The following is an 18,339-nucleotide window of genomic DNA, read 5'->3' on the forward strand; positions in this document are numbered from 1 at the left end:
TGAAACCTTTGATTTGCCCAGAAATCGGATTTCTGGACGTTTCATGCAGAAGAAACTGATCGCGCTGGCCATCGCCGGCCTGGTTTCGGCCCCGGCCTTCGCGCAGTCCAACGTCACCATCTACGGTGTGGCGGATGCCTACGTCGGTATCGGCAAGCATGGTGAAAACGATTTCCGCGGTGTCGGTTCCGGCGCGCTGTCGGGCAGCCGTGTCGGCTTCCGCGGCACCGAAGACCTGGGCAATGGCCTGAAGGCCGTGTTCGTGCTGGAGCAGGGCTTCAGCATCGACAACGGCAGCGAAATGGGTTCGGGCTATCAGCGCCAGGCCCTCGTCGGCCTCGGCGGCTCCTTCGGCACCGTCAGCCTCGGCCGTCAGTACGCGCCGGGCTACTTCTTCAACTACGACGCCCTGTCCGGTGCCGCCATCAGTCCTCAGTCCATCCTGTCGGTTGGCGCTGGCATGACCATCACCCCGAACACCCCGGCTCGCTGGAGCAACTCGGTGGCTTACACCGGCAGCTTCTCCGGCCTGACTGCCCGCGCCATCTATTCGACCGGCGCGGACTATACGGAAGGCCCCTTCGGTCCCCGCCCTGCTATTGAAACGGCAGGCAAGCCGAGCGAAGACGACGCCTACGGCCTGGGTCTGGACTACAGCAACGGCCCGCTGAAGGTTGGTGGTGTCTATCAAGTGATCAAGAACGATTACGCGGTTGCCGGCTTGGACGACAAGCAGAAAGAATGGGGCTTGGGCACCAGCTACGATTTCGGTGTCGTGTCACTGCATGCCTCCTACCAGTCGGTTGACAACATTTACGGCGCGAAGGATTTTGATGCCGATCTGTGGCAAGTCGGCCTGATCGTTCCGGTCGGCGCAGCCGGCAACGTCCACCTCGCATACGGCGAAGTTGAATTCGACCAGCCGGGCCGCGATCCGGAAGTCAAGTCCTACACCCTGGCATACACGCACTCGCTGTCGAAGCGCACCACTGCCTACGCTGCCTTCAACCGCACCGACAACGACAATGGCTTGACCATGGGTCTGGTCGGCTACGGCCACAAGGCTGGCTCGACCTTCGGCGGCGACAACGCCGATCTGTTCGCCATCGGTGTTCGCCACACCTTCTGATCTGTCCTCCCGACAGGTTCGAAAACAAGACGGGCGCTTCGGCGCCCGTTTTTTCGTGTACGCCCAGCATGGGCGCCCTCCTGCGGGTGCAAGTTCCGCCGTAAGTTGATCACAGCGAACGAAGTGAAGCGCAACTGCGTGAGGGTGACCGAGCGTGGGGAGGAAGCGTGGAGCATAAGCTGCGAGCCGATGGACAAGAATCGGATAGAAGGCGCTGCCGAGCAGGGCGAGCGAGCACGTAATCGCGAAGCTCTCGTGATCAAGGCGAAGTGGCGTAGATCCTGCGGTTGTGCAGCGAAGGAGTGCGTTCTTACCTGGGGAGGTCTCGCCTTGTGCCTGAAAGGGCGACGGCGCTTAACCGGAGCGAGAAGTCAGAGGCCGTAGTAGCCTTTACAATCGCGATCTTTGACTCTTTTGCCGCGCATTCCATGCGGTGAGCATCCGTCCTTCAGCATGTCGACTTACGCCATCGGCGACATTCAGGGCTGCTACGCGCAACTTGCGCGCATGCTCGAACGCGTCGCCTTCGATCCTTCGTGCGACCGCCTGTGGCTGGTCGGCGATCTGGTCAATCGCGGCCCCGATTCCTTGCGGGTGCTGCGCCTGCTGCGCGAGCTGGAAGGCGCGGCGGACGTGGTGCTGGGCAACCACGATCTCTACCTGCTGATGGTGGCGGCCGGCTACAAGCGGCGCGGCAGCGACGACACCCTGCGCCAGGTGCTGGAAGCGCCCGACCGCGACGAACTGCTGCACTGGCTTGCGCGTCAGCCCCTGCTGCGGCTCGAAGGCGAGCACGTGCTGGTGCATGCGGGGCTGCTGCCGGGCTGGACGGTGGCGCAGGCGAAAGCCCTGTCCGACGAGGTGGGTGCGGCGCTGGCCGGGCCGCAGGCGCGCAAGTTCCTGCTCGAACTGGCAGGCAACGAGCCGGAGCGCTGGAGCGACAAGCTCAAGGGCTGGGACCGCCTGCGGGTGATCGTGAATGCCTGCACCCGGATGCGTTTCTGCACGGCCGACGGCCGCATGGCGCTGCGCGCCAAGGGGCCGCCCTCGCAGGCGCCGGCCGGTACCTTGCCGTGGTTCCGCGTGCCCGAGCGGCTCAGCCGGACGCATACCGTCGTCTGCGGGCACTGGTCGGCGCTGGGCTTCCATCGCGAGCCGGGGCTGATCGCGCTCGATTCGGGCTGCGTGTGGGGCGGCAAGCTGACCGCGCTGAGGATCGAGGACGGTGCGGTGTTCCAGGTGCCGGGCTGATCAGCCCGGCTCGCCGTCCGCGCGCTCAGGCAGGCAGCCGATGCTGCGCATGATCGTGGCACGTGCCGTTTGCGCCAGGCTGCGGCGGTCGCCACCGTCGCGGGTCTCGATCGGCGGTGCCGCGCTGACGCAGGCGACGGTTTCGCGTTCGGCGACGATGTTGGCAAGGCACTGGCCGAGCGTCACTTCGCCGTCGTAGGCGGGGGCGCGGCTGTAGCTGCCGTCCGGCTTGCGATAGCTCAGCGCCAGCGGCTGCACGGCGTGGCCGCAGGCGATGGCTGGCTGAAGCAAGGCGGCATGGAAGTGGAGCACGTGGCTGCCGTCGGTGGTGGTGCCTTCCGGGAAGATCGCGACATTGTCGCCGGCATCGAGCAGTGCGGCGATCTCGGCATTGATTATGCGGGCGTGGCCGCGGCTGCCACGCCGCAGGAAGATGGTGTCGCTTCTGGCCGAGAGCCAGCCGATCACCGGCCAGTTGCGTACTTCGGCCTTGCTGACGAAGGCGGACGGTGCGACGGCATTGATGACGAAGATGTCCACCCAGGAAATGTGGTTGGCGATCAGCATCGTGCCGGGCGCGATCGGAGCGCCCTGCAGTTGCAGGCGCAGTCCGAGGATGCCGAGCAGGCGCCGCGACCAGCGCCGGCGCAGGCCGAGCAGGGTGGGGCGGGCGCAGAAGGGGGCAGCCAGCAGCAGCGTCAGCACGCCGCCCAGCAGGTGCAGGGCCAGGCGCAGGTAGCGCCAGGCACGCAGCGCGGCAGGGGCGGGGCGCAGCGCCCTGCTTGCGGCCAGGGAGGGAGCGAAAGGGCGGGTGAAGGGATCGGGGGCCGGCTCCGTGCAGGCACCGGGATGACTGGCGTGTTCCATGGCCTGCCCCGATCGATCCATCAGTCCTTGCGTTCCATGAAGTGCCGCGCGTAGCGGTCGTCGACCTTGCTCATCGGCATCAGGATGGGCAGGTCGGCGGTGTTGAAGTCGGGGTCCCAGGCAGGGGCGCCGCAGATCCAGGCGCCGGCGCGCAGGTAGCCCTTGATCAGCGGCGGCGCTTCGGCGGCGAGATCGGCGCGCAGTGCCGCCAGCGGCAGCGGGCAGCGCGGGAAGACGTGGTATTCCGCAGGCGCCAGGTGCTGTTCGCGCAGGCGATTATACAGGCTGGCCGCGGCGTGCCCGCCGTCGGCCATGCTGACCGAGGCGCAGCCGACGAGGTAGTCGTAGCCGTTGTCCCGCATGTAGCGTGCCAGGCCGCCCCACAGCAGGGCGATGACGGTGCCGCTGCGGTATTCCGCGTCGATGCACGAGCGGCCGATCTCCACCAGGCGGGGGCGCAGGTGCTGCAGGCGGGTGAGGTCGAATTCGTTTTCGGAATAGTAGCCGCCGACCTTGCGTGCGGCGGCCGGCGACAGGATGCGGTAGGTGCCGACGATGCGGCCGGCGTCTTCGTCGCGGACGATGAGGTGTTCGCAGAAGGGGTCGTAGAGGTCGCGATCGACGCCGGGAGTGCGGGTGGCCAGGCGAGCGCCCATTTCGTCGGCGAAGACGCGGTAGCGCAGCTTCTGCGCTTCGAGGATTTCGGTTTCGCAATTGGCGAGGCCGACTTGGAGCCTGCGGTTCTTGCGGGCGGCGGTCTCCTGGCGTGGCTGGCGGTTCTCGAGCATGGCGTGGCTCCGTTCCGTTGGGACGGAAGCATTCTCGAAATTCCGTGTTGCGCTACGGTGACGGGCGGGTTACGGCCGCGTGACCGGGCGCTGCCAGGGCAGGGCGGAAGGCCGCGCCGGGGAATGGCGGCCTCGTATAATGACGGTTTTTTCCCTTCCTTGCCGGGCCATTCCCTATGTCCATTCTCGTCTGCGGGTCGATCGCCTACGACTCGATCATGGTGTTCCCGGATCGTTTCAGGAATCACATCCTGCCCGAGCAGATCCACATCCTGAACGTGTCCTTCCTGGTGCCCGACATGCGCCGGGAGTTCGGCGGTTGCGCCGGCAACATCGCCTATTCGCTGAAGCTGCTGGGCGGCGATCCGCTGATCATGGCGACGGTGGGCGAGGATGCCGCGCCTTACCGCTACCAGTTGCAGAAGCTCGGCTTGCGCCAGGACCACGTGCGCGAGGTGCCGGGCACGTTCACCGCGCAGTGCTTCATCACCACCGACCTGGACGACAACCAGATCACCGCCTTCCATCCGGGCGCGATGCTGCATTCGCATCTGAACGACGTGGGCGACGCCAAGGGGGTGAAACTGGGCATCGTCTCGCCCGACGGGCCCGACGGCATGCTGCGCCATGCGCGTGGATTGGCCCGGCTCGGCGTGCCCTTCGTGTTCGATCCGGGCCAGGCGCTGCCCGTGCTCGGTAGCGAAGCGTTACTGGAATGCCTGCAACTGGCCCGCTACTGCACGGTCAATGACTACGAGGCCCGCCTGATGTGCGAGAAGACCGGCCGTAGCGAGGCCGAACTGGCGGCGATGGTGGAAGGCTTCGTCGTGACGCTGGGTGCGGAGGGTTCGCGCATCCACCGCGGCGGCGAAGTGCAGAACCTGCCGGCCGTGGAGCCCGACGCGATCGTCGACCCCACCGGCTGCGGAGATGCCTATCGCGCCGGTTTGCTGTACGGACTCGCGAACGGCTGGGACATGCTGAAGGCGGGCCGCCTTGCCGCGGTGATGGGGGCGCTCAAGATCGCGCATCGCGGCGGACAGAATCACATGCCGGCGCGCGACGACATCGCCGCGCGCTATCGGCAGGCGTTCGGAGAAGATGCATGGTGAATGAGAGGTCGATGAGTCTGCGTGCCGTCACTGCTGCGCTCGCCGCAGTGCTGCTGCTGGGCGGCTGCGCCCAGGGGCTGGGCGGCGGGGCGTATTCGCGCACCGAGGCGCGGCGGGCGATGACCGTGCAGTTCGGCACCGTCGAGTCGGTGCGCGCGGTGCAGCTCGAAGGCACCAAGACGCCGATCGGCTCGGTGGCCGGCGCGGCGGTCGGTGGCATTGCCGGCAGCTCGGTCGGCGGCGGCCGTGGTGCCGCTGCGGCGGCCGTCATCGGCGCGGTGGCCGGCGGCGTCGCCGGTGCGGCGATCGAGGAAGGCGCGACACGGACGCGCGGCGTGGAAGTGACCGTGCGGCTCGACAACGGCCAGTTCCTGGCGGTCGTGCAGGCCGACGAAGGCGAGACTTTCCGCGCGGGTGAGCGGGTGCGCGTGCTGCGCGATGCCGGCACGGTGCGGGTGTCGCGCTAGGCGCCGGCTTCGGCGCGGCCGGATGATCAGGGGTAGAACTTGCCGACCCGATAGCCCGTCGGGGCGAGATCGGGGGCGGCGAAAGCGATGCGGGCATTGACCGCGCTGCGGCTGGCGAAAGTGTCGCCATGCTGCGCAGGCGGAATCCATTCGTGGGGGGCGAGCACGCGGCGCGCGACCGGCGTGTCGCGCGCATCGGTCAGGGTCAGTTCCAGATGGGGCCAGGCCTGCGCGTATCCGGCGCGGTTGCTGATCGTGGCGTACAGGATGTACTGGCCGGGCTTGCCGGGCTCCGATTGCAGATCCGAGAGGTCGACGCTGATCAGTTCCACGTCGCGCGGAAAGGGGACCGTGCAGTTGAGTGCGGCGCACGCCGTTTCCAGCAGCGGACGCAGCCCCGGCAGATCGCGCGCGATTTCCATGCGGTAGAGATAGACGCACTGCGCAGCCAGCAGGCCGCCGAGCAGGCCGACCGTCAGGCTGGCCAGGGCGCGCTGGCGCGGGCTGGCGGGTGACTTGGGGCGGCCGTATTTCGCATCGAGCTGTTCGATGTCGATGTGGGCTGCTTCGGGGGCTTCTCTGGCGGCTGCCCGAGGGGCCGGCTGGGGCGCGGCCGGCCTGAGCAGCGAGGTGTGGTCCTCCTGCTCGCCGGTGCCTGTGTTCGTGGTTCCGGCGGTGTCCGAGGCTGGCGTGCCAGAGGCAGGAGGCTCAGCTTCAGGCAGTTCCGCATCGTCGGCATCGGCGCCGATGTCGGCGCTGTCCTCGGTGGTGCGTGAGCCGGTGACGCTGTCTTCCCGGCCGGGCCGCGAAAGGCTGGGCCGGGTATCGGACGCCGTGCCGGCTGCTGCTCGCCGGCCACTTCGAAGCACTTCGGGCAGTACCGGAGGCGCGTCTTCCGCTGTCGCCTCCTCCTCGGTCGTGTCCGAACCGTGAGGCATGGGCAGGGGGGGAGGAGGAGGGAGTTCGCGCGGATCGTCGAGGACCGGATCTTCGGTGGCCGGCGCCGCTGCCGATTTTTCTTCCAGCACGATGAAGCCGGCGTCTTGCGGATGGTCATCCGCCGGGAGTCCGTCCTGATGAGGACCGGCCTCCCGATGGGTGATCTCCTGTGGTTCAGCCTCTCGCGGCCCGGCCGGGCCATGAGCGGCTGAACCACGCGGGGTCTGATGCGGCCAAGCCCGGTATGAAGCGGGCGATGGTGCCGGATATGCGTCCTGCGTCACCCGGGCTGCATGGGTGGCGCTGGAGGGCGGGACGATCTCGTGCTCGAGTGCGTTGAAGGGGTGGAAGCAATGACCGCAGCGGACTTCGCCCTGGCGCGCGCGCAGTTGCTCCGGTCCGAGCCGGAACGTCGTCTGGCAGGCGGGGCAGCGTGTCAGCATCATGCTGCGGAGCGTTGCCCCTCCAGCCGGATCCAGCCGTCGTGCGCCGCGCCGACCTGCAGCGCGATGAACGGCGCCCAGGCTTCGATGACCTGGCCGGCCTGGGTTTCGAGCACGCCGGAGAGGGCCACGCGGCCGCCCGGCGCGACGCGTGCGGCGATGGCGGGGGCGAGCACGCACAGCGGGTTGGTCAGGATGTTGGCGACGACGAGGTCGAAAGTGTCGCCCAGCGGCACGCCGGAGTGCTGCAGGCGGATTGCCGCGGCGTTGCGCTCGGCATTGTCGCGCGCGGCGTCGACGGCTTTTTCGTCGATGTCGATGCCCAGTACTTCGGCCGCACCCAGCTTGGCGGCGGCGATGGCGAGGATGCCGGAGCCGCAGCCGTAGTCGAGCAGGCTGCAGCCGGGCGTGACGGTGTCGCACAGCCATTCCAGGCACAGCCGGGTGGTTGGGTGCGAGCCGGTGCCGAAAGCCATGCCGGGGTCGAGCTCGATGTTGATCGCGTTGTCGTCCGGCGCTGCGTGCCACGAGGGCACGATCCACAGGCGGTCGGTGATGCGGATGGGGTCGAACTGGCTCTGTGTCAATTGCACCCAGTTCTGCTCCGCGACTTCCTCGACGGTGTACGGCGGGACGCCGTCCAGCCCGGCGGCCTGCGCGGCTTCGGCCAGCAGCGCCTCGAGGGCGCCGCTGCCGGTGCTGCCGTCGATCAGCGCGATCACCCGGCTGTGATCCCACAGCGCGGCCGGCAGGTGGCCGGGTTCGCCGAATTGCGGCGTTTCCGCGTCGGTGCCGGCGTCGGCGTCCTCGATGGACACCGACAAGGCGCCGACCTCCATCAGGGCGTCGGACAGGACTTCGGCGCGGGCGGCGTCAGCCTGCAGGGTGACCGAGATCCACATCGGCTCAGCTCTTCACTTCGTTGCGGTCGGCCAGCTTGTTTTCCAGGTAGTGGATGCTGGTGCCGCCTTCGATGAAGCGCGGGTCGAGCATCAGGGTCTGGTGCAGCGGCACGTTGGTCTTGATGCCTTCGACCATCATCTCGGACAGGGCGATGCGCATGCGGCGGATGGCCTGGTCGCGGCTGTCGCCGTAGGCGATCAGCTTGCCGATCATCGAGTCGTAGTGCGGCGGCACGGTGTAGCCGTTGTATACATGCGAATCGACGCGGATGCCGGGGCCGCCGGGCGTATGCCAGTTGCTGATGCGGCCGGGCGAGGGGGTGAACTTGAAAGGGTCCTCGGCGTTGATGCGGCATTCGATGGCGTGGCCGTGGAAGCTGATGTCGCGCTGGCCGAACCACAGCTTTTCGCCGGCGGCGATGCGGATCTGCGCCTGCACGAGGTCGATGCCGGTGATGTATTCGGTGACCGGGTGTTCGACCTGCAGGCGGGTGTTCATCTCGATGAAGTAGAACTCGCCGTTCTCGTACAGGAACTCGAAAGTGCCCGCGCCGCGGTAGCCGATCTTGCGGCAGGCTTCGGCGCAGCGCTCGCCGATCCTGGCGATCAGCTTGCGATCGATGCCGGGTGCGGGCGCTTCCTCGATGACCTTCTGGTGGCGGCGCTGCATCGAGCAGTCGCGCTCGCCCAGATAGACCGCGCTGCCGTGCTGGTCGGCGAGGACCTGGATCTCGACGTGGCGCGGATTCTCGAGGTACTTCTCCATGTATACCACCGGGTTGCCGAAAGCCGCCTGGGCTTCGGCGCGGGTGGTAGTGACGGCGTTGAGCAGCGCGGCTTCGGTGTGCACCACGCGCATGCCGCGCCCGCCGCCGCCGCCGGCGGCCTTGATGATGACCGGATAGCCGATGGCGCGCGCGATCCTGATGATTTCCTTGGGCTCTTCGGGCAGGGCGCCGTCGGAGCCGGGCACGCAGGGCACGCCTGCGGCCTTCATCGCGTCCTTGGCGGAAACCTTGTCGCCCATCAGGCGGATGGTGTCTGGGCGCGGGCCGATGAAGACGAAGCCGGACTGTTCGACGCGCTCGGCGAAGTCGGCGTTTTCGGACAGGAAGCCGTAGCCGGGATGGATGGCCTCGGCATCGGTGACTTCGGCCGCCGAGATGATCGCCGGTACGTTGAGGTAGCTCAGCGTGGACGAGGCCGGGCCGATGCAGACCGATTCGTCGGCGAGGCGGACGTACTTGGCCTCGGTGTCGGCCTCTGAATGCACCGCGACCGTCTTGATGCCCAGTTCGCGGCAGGCGCGCAGGATGCGGAGGGCGATCTCTCCGCGGTTGGCGATGAGAATCTTCTCGAACATGGTGCGATCAGCCGATGACGAAGAGCGGTTGGCCGTATTCGACCGGCTGGCCATTTTCGACCAGGATGGCCTTGACCACGCCGGAGAACTCCGACTCGATTTCGTTCATCAGCTTCATCGCTTCGATGATGCACAGCCGGTCGCCTTCGGCGACGGTCTGGCCGATGTCGACCAGGGGTTTGGCGCCGGGCGCCGAGGCACGGTAGAAGGTGCCGACCATCGGCGATTTGACGATGTCGCCTTCGGGCAGCGTGTCCGCGGCAGGTTCGGCTGCTGCCGGCGCAGAGGCCGCGGCGACCGGGGCCGGTACGGCGGCCGGCACCGGGGGGAGGTAGGCGGCCGGTGCGGCCACGCCCATGTGCTTGGCGATGCGGACCTTTTCCTCGCCTTCGGTGACTTCCAGCTCGGAAATCCCGGATTCCTGGACGAGGTCGATGAGTTTCTTCAGCTTGCGCAGATCCATGCTATTTCTCCATGCTTGACGATGCAGCCCTGCGGGCGGTGCTCGTCGGCGATCAGTGTTCTCGTTTCCGCAGGCATGCGCGGGCCCTTGGGCCGGCAGGCTGCGGTGCTTCGATGGGGCGAGGATGGTGCAAGGGCGCGCCTTGCGAATCTGGACGGGCAGAGGGGTTCGGCCTGCGTGGCAAAGCGAGGCTGCAGCGGCTGCTCGGACGCCTTGGGAAGTGGTGCAGCGGGCGCTTGCAGAGAGTTGCCTGTAGTGCCACGGGGCCGCGTTTTCTGCGCTTCATGGCGGCAAGTTTGCAGCAAATCGATGCAAATTGTCTACATTGGCGTTGGCCCGGCCGGTGTCTCAGGACGGCAGCAGTGCGCGGATTCTGCTCTCGAGTTCGTCCCGTTTCAAGGTGCCCAGCTTGATGTGGCGTGCCTTGCCATCGCGATCGATGATGACGGTGAAGGGCAGCGCACGGGCATTGTTGCCGAAGTCTTTCGCCAGGCTCAGGGTTTCGGGGCCGGCGATCAGCAGCGGGTAGGGGACGCCGAATTCCGCACCGAAGGCGCGGACCTTGTCGAGGCTGTCGATGCTGATGCCGACGAATTGGACCGGCTGGCCGGCAAATGCCTGGCTGGCGGCGGCGAAGTCCGGAATCTCCTCGCGGCAGGGCGGGCACCACGTCGCCCAGAAATTGGCGACGACGATCTTGCCGCGCCATTGTTCCAGCGCCTGCGGTTGCTCTTCGGTGTCCGGCAGGGTGAGGGCGAACAGGGCGTCGATCGCCGCGTCGGGCACGACATGGGTCTGGCCGGCCGGAGCGCTGCCGCGATTGGCGAAGTAGCCGGCGACGCCGGCCAGGACGGCGACGGCGAGGATCAGCAGGGTCTGGAAAGTGCGGCTCATCGGTGTGTCCTTCAGGCGTCCGTGACAGGAGGGGCGTCCTTGCCCTCGGCTTCGAGCAGGGCTTCGACCTGGGCCAGCCGCGCCCGTTCCTGGCCGCGCCGGTTGTTGCGTTCGGCGCCGGCCGGATAGATCGACAGTCGCACCGGGACTTCGTCCCAGTCGAAGCTCAGTATCGCTTCGGGGCTGTTCGGCGCCGGGCGGCGCGGCTCGCGGTGCTCGTAGTGGAAGTCCTGGTTGAGGAAGAAGATTTCCACTTCCTTGGCGCTTTCGGGGAAGAGTTCGATCTCCAGTTCGGAATAGCGCCCCGCGGTGCCGTCCAGCGCGCCACCGGTCAGATAGGGGCGGAAATCGGCCAGCAGGCGCATCACGTCGACCGCGGCGCTGCGCATCTCGTGCAGGCGCTCGGGCTGCTCCTCGTCCTGGTACAGCGCCTGCCAGGCGCGCAGTTCGGCCTCGATTTCGGCATTCGTCGGCAGGGCGTCGGAGTCGGCCGCGCCGAGTTGCTTGGCTGCCTTGCGCTTGGCGAAGCCGAAGTCGCTGATGCCGTCTTCGGCCATCATGCGGGCTGCCAGCGCGGCGATCTCGCGCCGCAGAGTGCCGTTGGGGGTCGCGTGTGAGTGCATGATGGGGGTCGGGTAGAATGCGGGCCCATTCTACACGGGCCGGTTTCATCCGGATGACGGCCTCCCGGAGCTTCTTCGCCATGCACATCCACATCCTCGGCATCTGCGGCACCTTCATGGGCGGCGTGGCGCTGCTCGCGCGTGCGGCCGGCCACGTCGTCACCGGCTGCGATGCCAACGTCTATCCGCCGATGAGCACCCAGCTCGAACAGCAGGGCATCCGCCTGATCGAAGGCTACGATGCCTCGCAGCTCGATCTGGCGCCGGACGTGTTCGTCGTCGGCAATGCGGTGTCGCGCGGCAACCCCCTGCTCGAAGCCATTCTGGACCGCGGCCTACCCTACGTGTCGGGGCCGCAATGGCTGGCCGAGCACGTGCTGGCGGGGCGCTGGGTGCTGGCGGTGGCAGGTACGCACGGCAAGACCACGACGACCTCGCTGCTGGCCTGGATGCTGGAGGATGCCGGCCTGAACCCCGGCTTCCTGGTCGGCGGCGTGCCGCAGAACTTCGGCGTGTCGGCGCGGCTGACGGAGTCGCCGTTCTTCGTCATCGAGGCCGACGAGTACGACACCGCCTTCTGCGATAAGCGCTCGAAGTTCGTCCATTACCGGCCGCGCACCGCGATCCTGAACAACCTCGAGTTCGATCACGCCGACATCTTTGCCGACCTGGCGGCGATCGAGACGCAGTTCCACCATCTGGTGCGCACGATCCCGGCGAGCGGCAGGGTGATCGCCAACGGCCGCGAGGACAGCCTGAAGCGGGTGATCGAGCGCGGCTGCTGGTCCGAACTGGAATGGTTCAACGATGCGGCGCAGTGGCAGGCCGGAACGGGTGCGTCGGAGGCCGAGGCGGTGTTCAGCCTGGGCGGCAAGGAGCTGGGGCGGGCGGAGATGCCGCTGGCGGGAAGCCACAACCGCGAGAACGCGCTGGCGGCGATCGCGGCGGCGCGACACGTCGGCGTCACGCCGGCGCAGGCCATCGCCAGCCTGGCGCGCTTCGGCGGCATCAAGCGCAGGCTGGAGCTGCGCGGCACGGAACGAGGGGTCCGTGTCTACGATGATTTCGCCCACCACCCGACGGCGATCGCGCTGACCGTGGGCGGGCTGCGGCGGCGGGAGCCGCAGGGGCGCATCCTGGCGGTGCTGGAGCCGCGCTCGAACACGATGAAGCTGGGCGTGATGAAGGCGCAGCTACCCGCCAGCCTGGCCGAGGCCGACGCGGTGTTCTGCTATGCGGGGAATCTGGGCTGGGATGCGGCGGCGGCGCTGTCGCCGCTGGGCGGGCGGGCGCGGGTGCATGAGTCCCTGGAGCGCCTGGTGGCGGACGTGGCCGCGGCCGCCCGGCCGGGCGATCACGTGCTGGTGATGAGCAACGGCGGCTTCGGCGGCGTGCACCAGAAACTGCTGGATGCGCTTGCCGCCGCTGCCTGAGGGAACTTGTCCGAGGGGGGCGCCCGAAGGGCTTACTTGCGCGCGCTGGTCGGATTGTCGAGCCGGCGCGCTTCTTCGTCGCTGACGTACTCGAACACGCGCACCACCTTGCTGACGCCCTTGCTGGTGCGGGCGATTTCGGCGGCGGCGTCGGCTTCGGCGCGGGTGACGATGCCGAGCAGGAAGACGACGTTGGCCTCGGTCACGACCTTGACGTTATGAGCAGCGAAGCGTCTGGCGTCGAGGAAGCGCGCCTTGACGTTGGAGGTGATCAGGGCGTCGTTGCCGCGCGCGGTCAGCGTCGAGTTGGGGCCGACCGCCACTTCGTTGATCACGCCGCGGACGTTTTCCACCCCGGCAACGATGCTGTCGAGCTGGCTGCGCACGGTGTCGTTCGATGCCTCGCCGGTCAGCAGCACGTTGCGGTTGTAGGAGGTGACGTTGACATGGACGGCGTCGCCGAAACGTTCGCGGATGCGGCTGGCGACTTTCCATTCGATGCTTTCGTCCTCGACGTAGGCACCACTGGTGCGCCGGTCGGCGACCATCGCGGCGCCGGCGCCGACGCCGGTGGCGACCACCGGGAAGCAGCCTTGCAGCAAGGGCAGGGTGCCCGCCGCGGCGAGGCCGAGCAGGAGACGGCGGCGGGACGGGCTGGGGGTGTCGTGCGTAGGGCGCATCAGTCTTCCACTCCAAGTAACAGACAATCGATGCCGTCGCACAGGCAATGCAGGATCAGCAGGTGCAATTCCTGAATGCGCGCCGTGCGTTCGGCGGGGGCGCAGATGTGGATGTCTTCGGGGCCGAGAAGTTCGGTCGTGGCCTTGCTGTCGGCACCGGTCAGGGCGATGACCCGCATGTCGCGCTCGTGCGCGGCGCCGATGGCTTCGAGAATGCGGGGCGAATCGCCGTGCGCCGACAGCGTCAGCAGGATGTCGCCGGGCTGGCCGAGGGCGAGGATCTGGCGCGACAGCAGGCCTTCGGGCGAGGGGTCGCCGGCGATGGGGGCCAGCGTCGAGGCGTCGGCGCTGAGCGCGAACGCGGCCAGCGAGGGGCGTTCGAGTTCGAAGCCATTGACCAGTTGGGCGGCGAAGCGCCGTGCGTCGCCGGACGAGCCGCTGCCGCCGCAGACCAGGATCTTGCCGTTGTCGAGCAGGCTGGCGGTGATGGTCTCGATCGCGCCTGCGATCGGCGCGGCCAGCATTTCGAGCGCATCGAGCGTGGTGCGTGTGTTGTCCTGGAACTGGCGTGAGATGCGCGCGATGAGATCCATGTCGCAAGAGTCGTCCGCTGGGCTGGGAAGTCTAGCATGCCGGCTCAGCCGGCATCGAAGGCGCCGCGCAGCCAGGTAATGCGGGTGTCGTCCAGGCCGTCGAGCAGCACGGCGTCGAAGCGGCAGGGGGCGGTCTGGAAGCGGCGGCCCGGACCATTGAGCCACCAGCGCGCCGCCAGCAGCACGCGGCGCTGCTTGGCGGCGGTGATGCTCTCGCCGGCGCCGCCGAATCTGGCGTTGGTGCGCAGCCGCACCTCGACGAAGACGATGCCGCCGCGCTCCATGCAGATCAGGTCGACCTCGCCGCCGCGGCAGCGGACGTTGCGGGCGAGGATGCGCAGGCCCTGCGCTTCGAGATGGCGCGCGGCCAGCTCTTCGGCAATCCGGCCGCGCGCTTGCGCCGGTGTCGCGCGGGCACCGACAATGTCGTCCGTCGCGGCGGGCGCGCGGCTCGTGCGACTGCCTGCCGTCATTCCTGAGTCCTCGCCAGGCGGCGCCCGCGCGCCGCAGCCATCGCCATGAATACCATCATTCCCCGCTCCAGCGTCGCGCTGCCCGAAAGCCCGCTGTCCAGTACGCCGTCATTGTATGTGGTGGCGACGCCACTCGGAAACATCGGCGACATCGGCCTGCGCGCGATCGCCGTGCTGAAGGCGGTCGACGTCGTTGCTGCCGAGGACACCCGCCACAGCCAGCGCCTGCTCGATGCCTTCGGCGTGGATACGCGCATGCTCGCGGTGCATCAGCACAACGAGCAGGAGGCGGCCGGGCGCCTGATCGCGCTGCTCGAAGCCGGGCAGCAGGTGGCTTTCATCACCGATGCCGGCACGCCGGCGGTGTCCGATCCCGGCGCGCGGCTGGTGGCGCGGGTGCGCGAGGCGGGGTTTGCAGTGGTGCCGGTGCCGGGGGCCTGTGCGGCGATCGCGGCGCTGTCGGTGGCGGGGCTGGCCGAAGGCGGCTTTCGCTTCGTCGGCTTCCTGCCGGCGAAGTCGGCGGCGCGGCTGGCGGTCTTGCAGCCGCTGCGCGACGAAGCGGCTGCGATGGTGTTCTACGAGGCGCCGCATCGCATCGCCGAATGTGTGGCCGACTTCGAGAAGATCTTCGGCGGCGAGCGTGAACTGTTGATCGCGCGGGAGATGACCAAGCTGCACGAGCAGATCGTGCGCATGCCGCTGGCCGAAACCGCGGCATGGTTCGCCGCCGATCCGAACCGCAGCCGTGGTGAGTTCGTGCTGGTGCTGGCGGGCAAGCCGCCGGGCGCGGGGCTGGATGCCGAAGCCGAGCGGGTGCTGGCGCTGCTGCTCGGCGAGCTGCCGTTGAAGAGCGCCGCCCGGCTTGCCGCCGACATCACCGGAGCATCGAGGAACGCGCTGTATGCGCGGGCGCTGGCCATGCGCGAGGGGAGCGGAAACGAATAATCGGCGGCGCAGCGTGATGCATGGCCGCAGCATGCGATTCCACCCGCGCCCAAGCCTGATGCGAGAGCCTATAATCAGTGCTCCGGCTTCAAGGATTCGCACAATGCAATCGATCACCCTGGTTCGTCCCGATGACTGGCATCTCCACGTGCGCGACGACGCGGCGCTTGCCGCCGTGGTTCCGCATACGGCCGAGCGCTTCGGCCGGGCGCTGATCATGCCGAACCTGAAGCCGCCGGTGACGACCACCGGGCAGGCCCTGGCCTATCGCGAGCGCATCCTCGCCGCAGCGTCCGGCACGCGCTTCGATCCCCTGATGAGCTTGTACCTGACCGACAACCTGCCGCCCGACGAGATCGACCGCGCCGTCGCGTCCGGCCATGTCGTCGCCGCCAAGCTCTATCCGGCCGGTGCCACGACCAACTCCGATGCCGGCGTGACCGCGGTCGACAAGATCTATCCGGTGCTCGAGCGCATGGAAAAGCGCGGCCTGGTGCTGTGCGTGCATGGCGAGGCGACCGGCGCCGACGTCGATGTGTTCGACCGCGAACGGGTCTTCATCGAGCGCACGCTGTCGCCGCTGGTGCGGCGCTTCCCGGGGCTGAAGATCGTCTTCGAGCACATCACCACCGCCGAGGCGGCGCAGTTCGTGCGCGCGGCGGGCAGCCACGTCGCCGCCACCGTCACCGCGCACCACCTGCTGCTCAATCGCAACGCCATCTTCCAGGGTGGCATCCGTCCGCACCATTACTGCCTGCCGGTGCTCAAGCGCGAATCCCACCGTGAGGCGCTGCTCGCAGCCGTCACTTCGGGCAGCACGCGCTTCTTCCTCGGTACCGATTCGGCGCCGCATTCGCGCAGCGCCAAGGAAAACGCCTGTGGCTGCGCGGGCTGCTATACCGCCCACGCCGGCATCGAGCTTTATGCCGAAGCGTTCGATGCGGTCGGCGCGCTCGACAAGCTGGAGGCCTTCGCCAGCCTCAACGGCCCGGCTTTCTACGGCCTGCCGCCCAATGCCGACACCATCACGCTGCAGCGCGAGGACTGGGCGGTGCCGGCGGCCTACCCCTATCTCGGCGAAGATCCGCTGGTGCCGCTGCGCGCCGGCGAGACGATCGCGTGGAAACTGTTTGCCTGAGGGAGCAATTCATGGTGACTCGTATCGCCCGATTCGGCCGAGCGCTGGCTGTGCTGGGCGTGTTGCCGGTGCTGGCGGCCTGCGAGAACAGCGCGACCGCCTACATGATCGACGGCAAGGATCATGCGCTGATCCTGGTGCGCGAGCAGAAATTCTTCTGGGATGACGAGCTCAAGCAGGCGGTGATCGCCTCGCGCCTGCCCAAGTGCCAGAAGCGCGTGTCCATCCATCCGGGTTCGACCACGCTGGTCGAGATGCGGGTGTATGAGGCGGGCGACCACCTGTGGGCGCTGCAACAGGGGCCGCGCTGGTATCTCGCCAGCACCGAAGTGTGCCGTGTGCAGGACTGGGACAACGCGGCCGGCAAGCCGCCGGGCCCTTGGGTCGGCAGTTTCGTGCTCAAGGACGGCGCGCCGGCTTTCGTTGCCGCGCCGGCCGACCAGGACTGAAGTCCCGTATAATCCGCCGCAGGAAGTTCGCCAGGCAGTCGCTGCGCACCTCGTCGTGCGTGGAGGAAAGTCCGGGCCCCGCAGAGCAGGATGCCGGCTAACGGCCGGGCGCCGTGAGGCGACGGAAAGTGCAACAGAGAGCAGACCGCCGATGGCGCATGCCGGGGAGCTTGCTCTTCGACGGCGCACAGGCAAGGGTGAAACGGTGCCGGGGTATGCGCAAGCATGCCGCGGGCCGATGCGAAAGCGTCGGCGGGTAAGAGCCCACCGCAGGACTGGCAACAGGACTGGTACGGCAAACCCCATCCGGGGCAAGGCCAAATAGGGGAGCATCGGCGTGGCTCGCGTCGCTCCCGGGTAGGCTGCTAGAGCGCCACGGCAACGTGGCGCCCAGAGGAATGACTGCCCGACGACGCCGGCTTGCCGGCGGCGTTCGACAGAACCCGGCTTATCGGCGAACTTCCTTTTCCCCCTTCGTTCCCCGATTCGGGCAGGCATGACCGCAGCCCGCGAGCGCAAGCCCGCCATTCATGGCGGGTCGGCGAGACGAGCGTGCCTGGAGGAGCCGAAGGCTCCACAAGCGCGTGGCGAGGAAACCCCGGCTGCTGGCAGGCAGCGTGGCCGCTGCGCCCGCCTTTTCCGCTCATGGGCATGCCTGCGGCACCCGCCCGGCCTTCGCTGCGGACGTTTTCCCCCACTTTCTCCCACTTGTCCCCGGTCCGGGCGCAAGTTCACCTGTTTTCGCATATCGATACATGATCTCCCTTGATTTTTCAGGGTTTATCCGATCTTTGCCGATGCGGTATAAGTCATTGTGTCACAAAGAAATTCCTGATTCGTCAGCTTGACCGGGTAAATCCTTTCCACTAAAGTGGGGCTAAGTGGAAAAAAGTGGGGAAAAGTGTCGATCAGGCGCTGCCCCAATCCAGTCAGGGGGGTCAATGTTCCAGGGGGCCGCTGCGCTCAATCTCGATGCCAAGGGTCGCCTCGCGATTCCTGCACGGCATCGTGATGCCCTGGCCGTCGAAAACGGCCAGGTGGTGCTGACCGCCCATCCCCATGGTTGCCTGCTCGTCTACCCGGTGCCCGCCTGGGTGCCGATTCGCGACACGGTGCTGGCCGCGCCCGGCCTGGATCCGACTTCCGCCATGCTCAAGCGCCTGCTCGTGGGTTTCGCCCAGGAGGAATCCCTCGATGCTGCCGGCCGTGTGCTGGTGGCGCCGTCGCTGCGCCAGTTCGCCAAGCTCGACAAGCAGGTCTGGCTGGTGGGCCAGGGCAGCCACTTCGAACTGTGGTCCGACGAAGGCTGGCAGAAGCAGCAGGAGGCCATGCTGGCGCTGATGAACGCGGGCCTGCCGCCCGGTTTCGAGAGTCTGGCGCTGTGAGC

General features: G+C 67.8%; 20 protein-coding genes, 1 other RNA gene and 1 pseudogene. 10 read left to right on the top strand and 12 right to left on the bottom strand.

Annotation, left to right across the window (positions count from 1 at the left end; all coding sequences use genetic code 11):
* Nucleotides 1-43: 43 nt before the first annotated feature.
* Both ACNQFN_RS05675 and ACNQFN_RS05680 read left to right on the top strand, forming a co-directional pair.
* Nucleotides 44-1,129 carry a porin gene (locus ACNQFN_RS05675; protein WP_418648226.1) on the top strand — a complete coding sequence of 362 codons (1,086 nt, stop codon included), beginning with the start codon at nt 44-46 and terminating at the stop codon, nt 1,127-1,129.
* A gap of 453 nt (nt 1,130-1,582) precedes the next feature.
* Entirely contained in the window at nt 1,583-2,380 is a 798-nt protein-coding gene (locus ACNQFN_RS05680) for a symmetrical bis(5'-nucleosyl)-tetraphosphatase (protein WP_418648227.1), read from the top strand.
* On the opposite strand, the gene ACNQFN_RS05685 is transcribed toward ACNQFN_RS05680, so the two are convergent.
* Together ACNQFN_RS05685 and ACNQFN_RS05690 are read right to left on the bottom strand one after the other, a co-directional pair.
* Nucleotides 2,381-3,247 (bottom strand): lysophospholipid acyltransferase family protein, encoded by an 867-nt coding sequence (locus ACNQFN_RS05685; RefSeq protein WP_088178850.1) that lies wholly within the window; start codon nt 3,245-3,247, stop codon nt 2,381-2,383.
* A 20-nt stretch (nt 3,248-3,267) separates the two neighbouring features.
* Complete coding sequence (locus ACNQFN_RS05690; protein ID WP_068635989.1) at nt 3,268-4,035, bottom strand: GNAT family N-acetyltransferase; 768 nt, start codon at nt 4,033-4,035, stop codon at nt 3,268-3,270.
* Nucleotides 4,036-4,211: 176 nt separating this feature from the next.
* On the opposite strand from ACNQFN_RS05690, the gene ACNQFN_RS05695 reads away from it, so the two are divergent.
* Both ACNQFN_RS05695 and ACNQFN_RS05700 read left to right on the top strand, forming a co-directional pair.
* Nucleotides 4,212-5,147, top strand: a complete 936-nt coding sequence (locus ACNQFN_RS05695) for a carbohydrate kinase family protein (RefSeq protein WP_068635990.1) — start codon at nt 4,212-4,214, stop codon at nt 5,145-5,147.
* An 11-nt stretch (nt 5,148-5,158) separates the two neighbouring features.
* A complete protein-coding gene (locus ACNQFN_RS05700; protein WP_418648228.1) occupies nt 5,159-5,614 on the top strand; it encodes a glycine zipper 2TM domain-containing protein in 456 nt (151 codons plus the stop codon).
* 26 nt (nt 5,615-5,640) lie between these two features.
* Here the strand turns inward: ACNQFN_RS05700 and ACNQFN_RS05705 are convergent, their stop codons facing one another.
* From ACNQFN_RS05705 to ACNQFN_RS05735, 7 genes and pseudogenes are all read right to left on the bottom strand, one after another.
* Nucleotides 5,641-6,642, bottom strand: a complete 1,002-nt coding sequence (locus ACNQFN_RS05705) for a DUF3426 domain-containing protein (protein WP_418648892.1) — start codon at nt 6,640-6,642, stop codon at nt 5,641-5,643.
* 255 nt (nt 6,643-6,897) lie between these two features.
* Nucleotides 6,898-6,999 (bottom strand): annotated as a pseudogene (locus ACNQFN_RS05710) (zinc-ribbon domain-containing protein); the annotation flags it as partial.
* A complete protein-coding gene (gene prmA / locus ACNQFN_RS05715; protein WP_418648229.1) occupies nt 6,996-7,898 on the bottom strand; it encodes a 50S ribosomal protein L11 methyltransferase in 903 nt (300 codons plus the stop codon). The pseudogene ACNQFN_RS05710 and the gene prmA, both read right to left, overlap by 4 nt.
* Before the next feature lie 4 nt (nt 7,899-7,902).
* On the bottom strand, nt 7,903-9,261 hold the full coding sequence (gene accC / locus ACNQFN_RS05720) for an acetyl-CoA carboxylase biotin carboxylase subunit (RefSeq protein ID WP_068635994.1): 1,359 nt from the start codon (nt 9,259-9,261) through the stop codon (nt 7,903-7,905).
* Between the two features lie 7 nt (nt 9,262-9,268).
* On the bottom strand, nt 9,269-9,724 hold the full coding sequence (accB, locus tag ACNQFN_RS05725; protein ID WP_418648230.1) for an acetyl-CoA carboxylase biotin carboxyl carrier protein: 456 nt from the start codon (nt 9,722-9,724) through the stop codon (nt 9,269-9,271).
* 348 nt (nt 9,725-10,072) lie between these two features.
* Complete coding sequence (locus tag ACNQFN_RS05730) at nt 10,073-10,618, bottom strand: TlpA family protein disulfide reductase (protein WP_068635996.1); 546 nt, start codon at nt 10,616-10,618, stop codon at nt 10,073-10,075.
* A gap of 11 nt (nt 10,619-10,629) precedes the next feature.
* Nucleotides 10,630-11,178, bottom strand: a complete 549-nt coding sequence (locus ACNQFN_RS05735) for a hypothetical protein (protein ID WP_418648893.1) — start codon at nt 11,176-11,178, stop codon at nt 10,630-10,632.
* Nucleotides 11,179-11,321: 143 nt separating this feature from the next.
* Between ACNQFN_RS05735 and mpl the strand changes: the two genes are divergently transcribed.
* Entirely contained in the window at nt 11,322-12,674 is a 1,353-nt protein-coding gene (gene mpl / locus ACNQFN_RS05740) for a UDP-N-acetylmuramate:L-alanyl-gamma-D-glutamyl-meso-diaminopimelate ligase (protein WP_418648231.1), read from the top strand.
* Between the two features lie 32 nt (nt 12,675-12,706).
* On the opposite strand, the gene ACNQFN_RS05745 is transcribed toward mpl, so the two are convergent.
* From ACNQFN_RS05745 to ACNQFN_RS05755, 3 genes are read right to left on the bottom strand one after another with little or no spacing between them, the layout of a single operon-like run.
* Nucleotides 12,707-13,354 (bottom strand): BON domain-containing protein, encoded by a 648-nt coding sequence (locus ACNQFN_RS05745; RefSeq protein ID WP_068635999.1) that lies wholly within the window; start codon nt 13,352-13,354, stop codon nt 12,707-12,709.
* Nucleotides 13,354-13,947 carry an SIS domain-containing protein gene (locus tag ACNQFN_RS05750; protein WP_068636000.1) on the bottom strand — a complete coding sequence of 198 codons (594 nt, stop codon included), beginning with the start codon at nt 13,945-13,947 and terminating at the stop codon, nt 13,354-13,356. Before ACNQFN_RS05750 ends, ACNQFN_RS05745 begins: the two co-directional genes overlap by 1 nt.
* Before the next feature lie 44 nt (nt 13,948-13,991).
* The gene (locus ACNQFN_RS05755) at nt 13,992-14,420 is read right to left on the bottom strand and encodes a YraN family protein (protein WP_068636001.1); all 429 of its coding nucleotides are present in this window, start codon (nt 14,418-14,420) and stop codon (nt 13,992-13,994) included.
* 111 nt (nt 14,421-14,531) lie between these two features.
* Between ACNQFN_RS05755 and rsmI the strand changes: the two genes are divergently transcribed.
* The 5 genes from rsmI to mraZ all read left to right on the top strand — a co-directional run bounded on the left by rsmI (nt 14,532) and on the right by mraZ (nt 18,337).
* A complete protein-coding gene (rsmI, locus tag ACNQFN_RS05760) occupies nt 14,532-15,365 on the top strand; it encodes a 16S rRNA (cytidine(1402)-2'-O)-methyltransferase (protein ID WP_068636091.1) in 834 nt (277 codons plus the stop codon).
* 103 nt (nt 15,366-15,468) lie between these two features.
* Nucleotides 15,469-16,503, top strand: coding sequence for a dihydroorotase (gene pyrC, locus ACNQFN_RS05765; protein WP_068636002.1), 1,035 nt, complete (start codon nt 15,469-15,471; stop codon nt 16,501-16,503).
* Between the two features lie 11 nt (nt 16,504-16,514).
* Nucleotides 16,515-16,952 carry a hypothetical protein gene (locus ACNQFN_RS05770; protein WP_068636003.1) on the top strand — a complete coding sequence of 146 codons (438 nt, stop codon included), beginning with the start codon at nt 16,515-16,517 and terminating at the stop codon, nt 16,950-16,952.
* A 22-nt stretch (nt 16,953-16,974) separates the two neighbouring features.
* Nucleotides 16,975-17,419: RNase P RNA component class A (gene rnpB / locus ACNQFN_RS05775), an RNA gene on the top strand.
* Between the two features lie 474 nt (nt 17,420-17,893).
* Complete coding sequence (gene mraZ, locus ACNQFN_RS05780) at nt 17,894-18,337, top strand: division/cell wall cluster transcriptional repressor MraZ (RefSeq protein ID WP_068636004.1); 444 nt, start codon at nt 17,894-17,896, stop codon at nt 18,335-18,337.
* Nucleotides 18,338-18,339: the final 2 nt, after the last annotated feature.

The organism is Thauera butanivorans, from assembly GCF_048398245.1.
In the GTDB taxonomy this organism is placed as follows: domain Bacteria; phylum Pseudomonadota; class Gammaproteobacteria; order Burkholderiales; family Rhodocyclaceae; genus Thauera; species Thauera butanivorans.

What these genes read in the sequence shown, in the direction of transcription:
- ACNQFN_RS05675 (WP_418648226.1), top strand. Translation starts at nt 44, where the DNA reads ATGCAGAAGAAACTGATCGCGCTGGCCATCGCCGGCCTGGTTTCGGCC.
- ACNQFN_RS05680 (WP_418648227.1), top strand. Translation starts at nt 1,583, where the DNA reads ATGTCGACTTACGCCATCGGCGACATTCAGGGCTGCTACGCGCAACTT.
- ACNQFN_RS05685 (WP_088178850.1), bottom strand. Translation starts at nt 3,247, where the DNA reads ATGGAACACGCCAGTCATCCCGGTGCCTGCACGGAGCCGGCCCCCGAT.
- ACNQFN_RS05690 (WP_068635989.1), bottom strand. Translation starts at nt 4,035, where the DNA reads ATGCTCGAGAACCGCCAGCCACGCCAGGAGACCGCCGCCCGCAAGAAC.
- ACNQFN_RS05695 (WP_068635990.1), top strand. Translation starts at nt 4,212, where the DNA reads ATGTCCATTCTCGTCTGCGGGTCGATCGCCTACGACTCGATCATGGTG.
- ACNQFN_RS05700 (WP_418648228.1), top strand. Translation starts at nt 5,159, where the DNA reads ATGAGTCTGCGTGCCGTCACTGCTGCGCTCGCCGCAGTGCTGCTGCTG.
- prmA (WP_418648229.1), bottom strand. Translation starts at nt 7,898, where the DNA reads ATGTGGATCTCGGTCACCCTGCAGGCTGACGCCGCCCGCGCCGAAGTC.
- accC (WP_068635994.1), bottom strand. Translation starts at nt 9,261, where the DNA reads ATGTTCGAGAAGATTCTCATCGCCAACCGCGGAGAGATCGCCCTCCGC.
- accB (WP_418648230.1), bottom strand. Translation starts at nt 9,724, where the DNA reads ATGGATCTGCGCAAGCTGAAGAAACTCATCGACCTCGTCCAGGAATCC.
- ACNQFN_RS05730 (WP_068635996.1), bottom strand. Translation starts at nt 10,618, where the DNA reads ATGAGCCGCACTTTCCAGACCCTGCTGATCCTCGCCGTCGCCGTCCTG.
- ACNQFN_RS05735 (WP_418648893.1), bottom strand. Translation starts at nt 11,178, where the DNA reads ATGATGGCCGAAGACGGCATCAGCGACTTCGGCTTCGCCAAGCGCAAG.
- mpl (WP_418648231.1), top strand. Translation starts at nt 11,322, where the DNA reads ATGCACATCCACATCCTCGGCATCTGCGGCACCTTCATGGGCGGCGTG.
- ACNQFN_RS05745 (WP_068635999.1), bottom strand. Translation starts at nt 13,354, where the DNA reads ATGCGCCCTACGCACGACACCCCCAGCCCGTCCCGCCGCCGTCTCCTG.
- ACNQFN_RS05750 (WP_068636000.1), bottom strand. Translation starts at nt 13,947, where the DNA reads ATGGATCTCATCGCGCGCATCTCACGCCAGTTCCAGGACAACACACGC.
- ACNQFN_RS05755 (WP_068636001.1), bottom strand. Translation starts at nt 14,420, where the DNA reads ATGACGGCAGGCAGTCGCACGAGCCGCGCGCCCGCCGCGACGGACGAC.
- pyrC (WP_068636002.1), top strand. Translation starts at nt 15,469, where the DNA reads ATGCAATCGATCACCCTGGTTCGTCCCGATGACTGGCATCTCCACGTG.
- ACNQFN_RS05770 (WP_068636003.1), top strand. Translation starts at nt 16,515, where the DNA reads ATGGTGACTCGTATCGCCCGATTCGGCCGAGCGCTGGCTGTGCTGGGC.
- mraZ (WP_068636004.1), top strand. Translation starts at nt 17,894, where the DNA reads ATGTTCCAGGGGGCCGCTGCGCTCAATCTCGATGCCAAGGGTCGCCTC.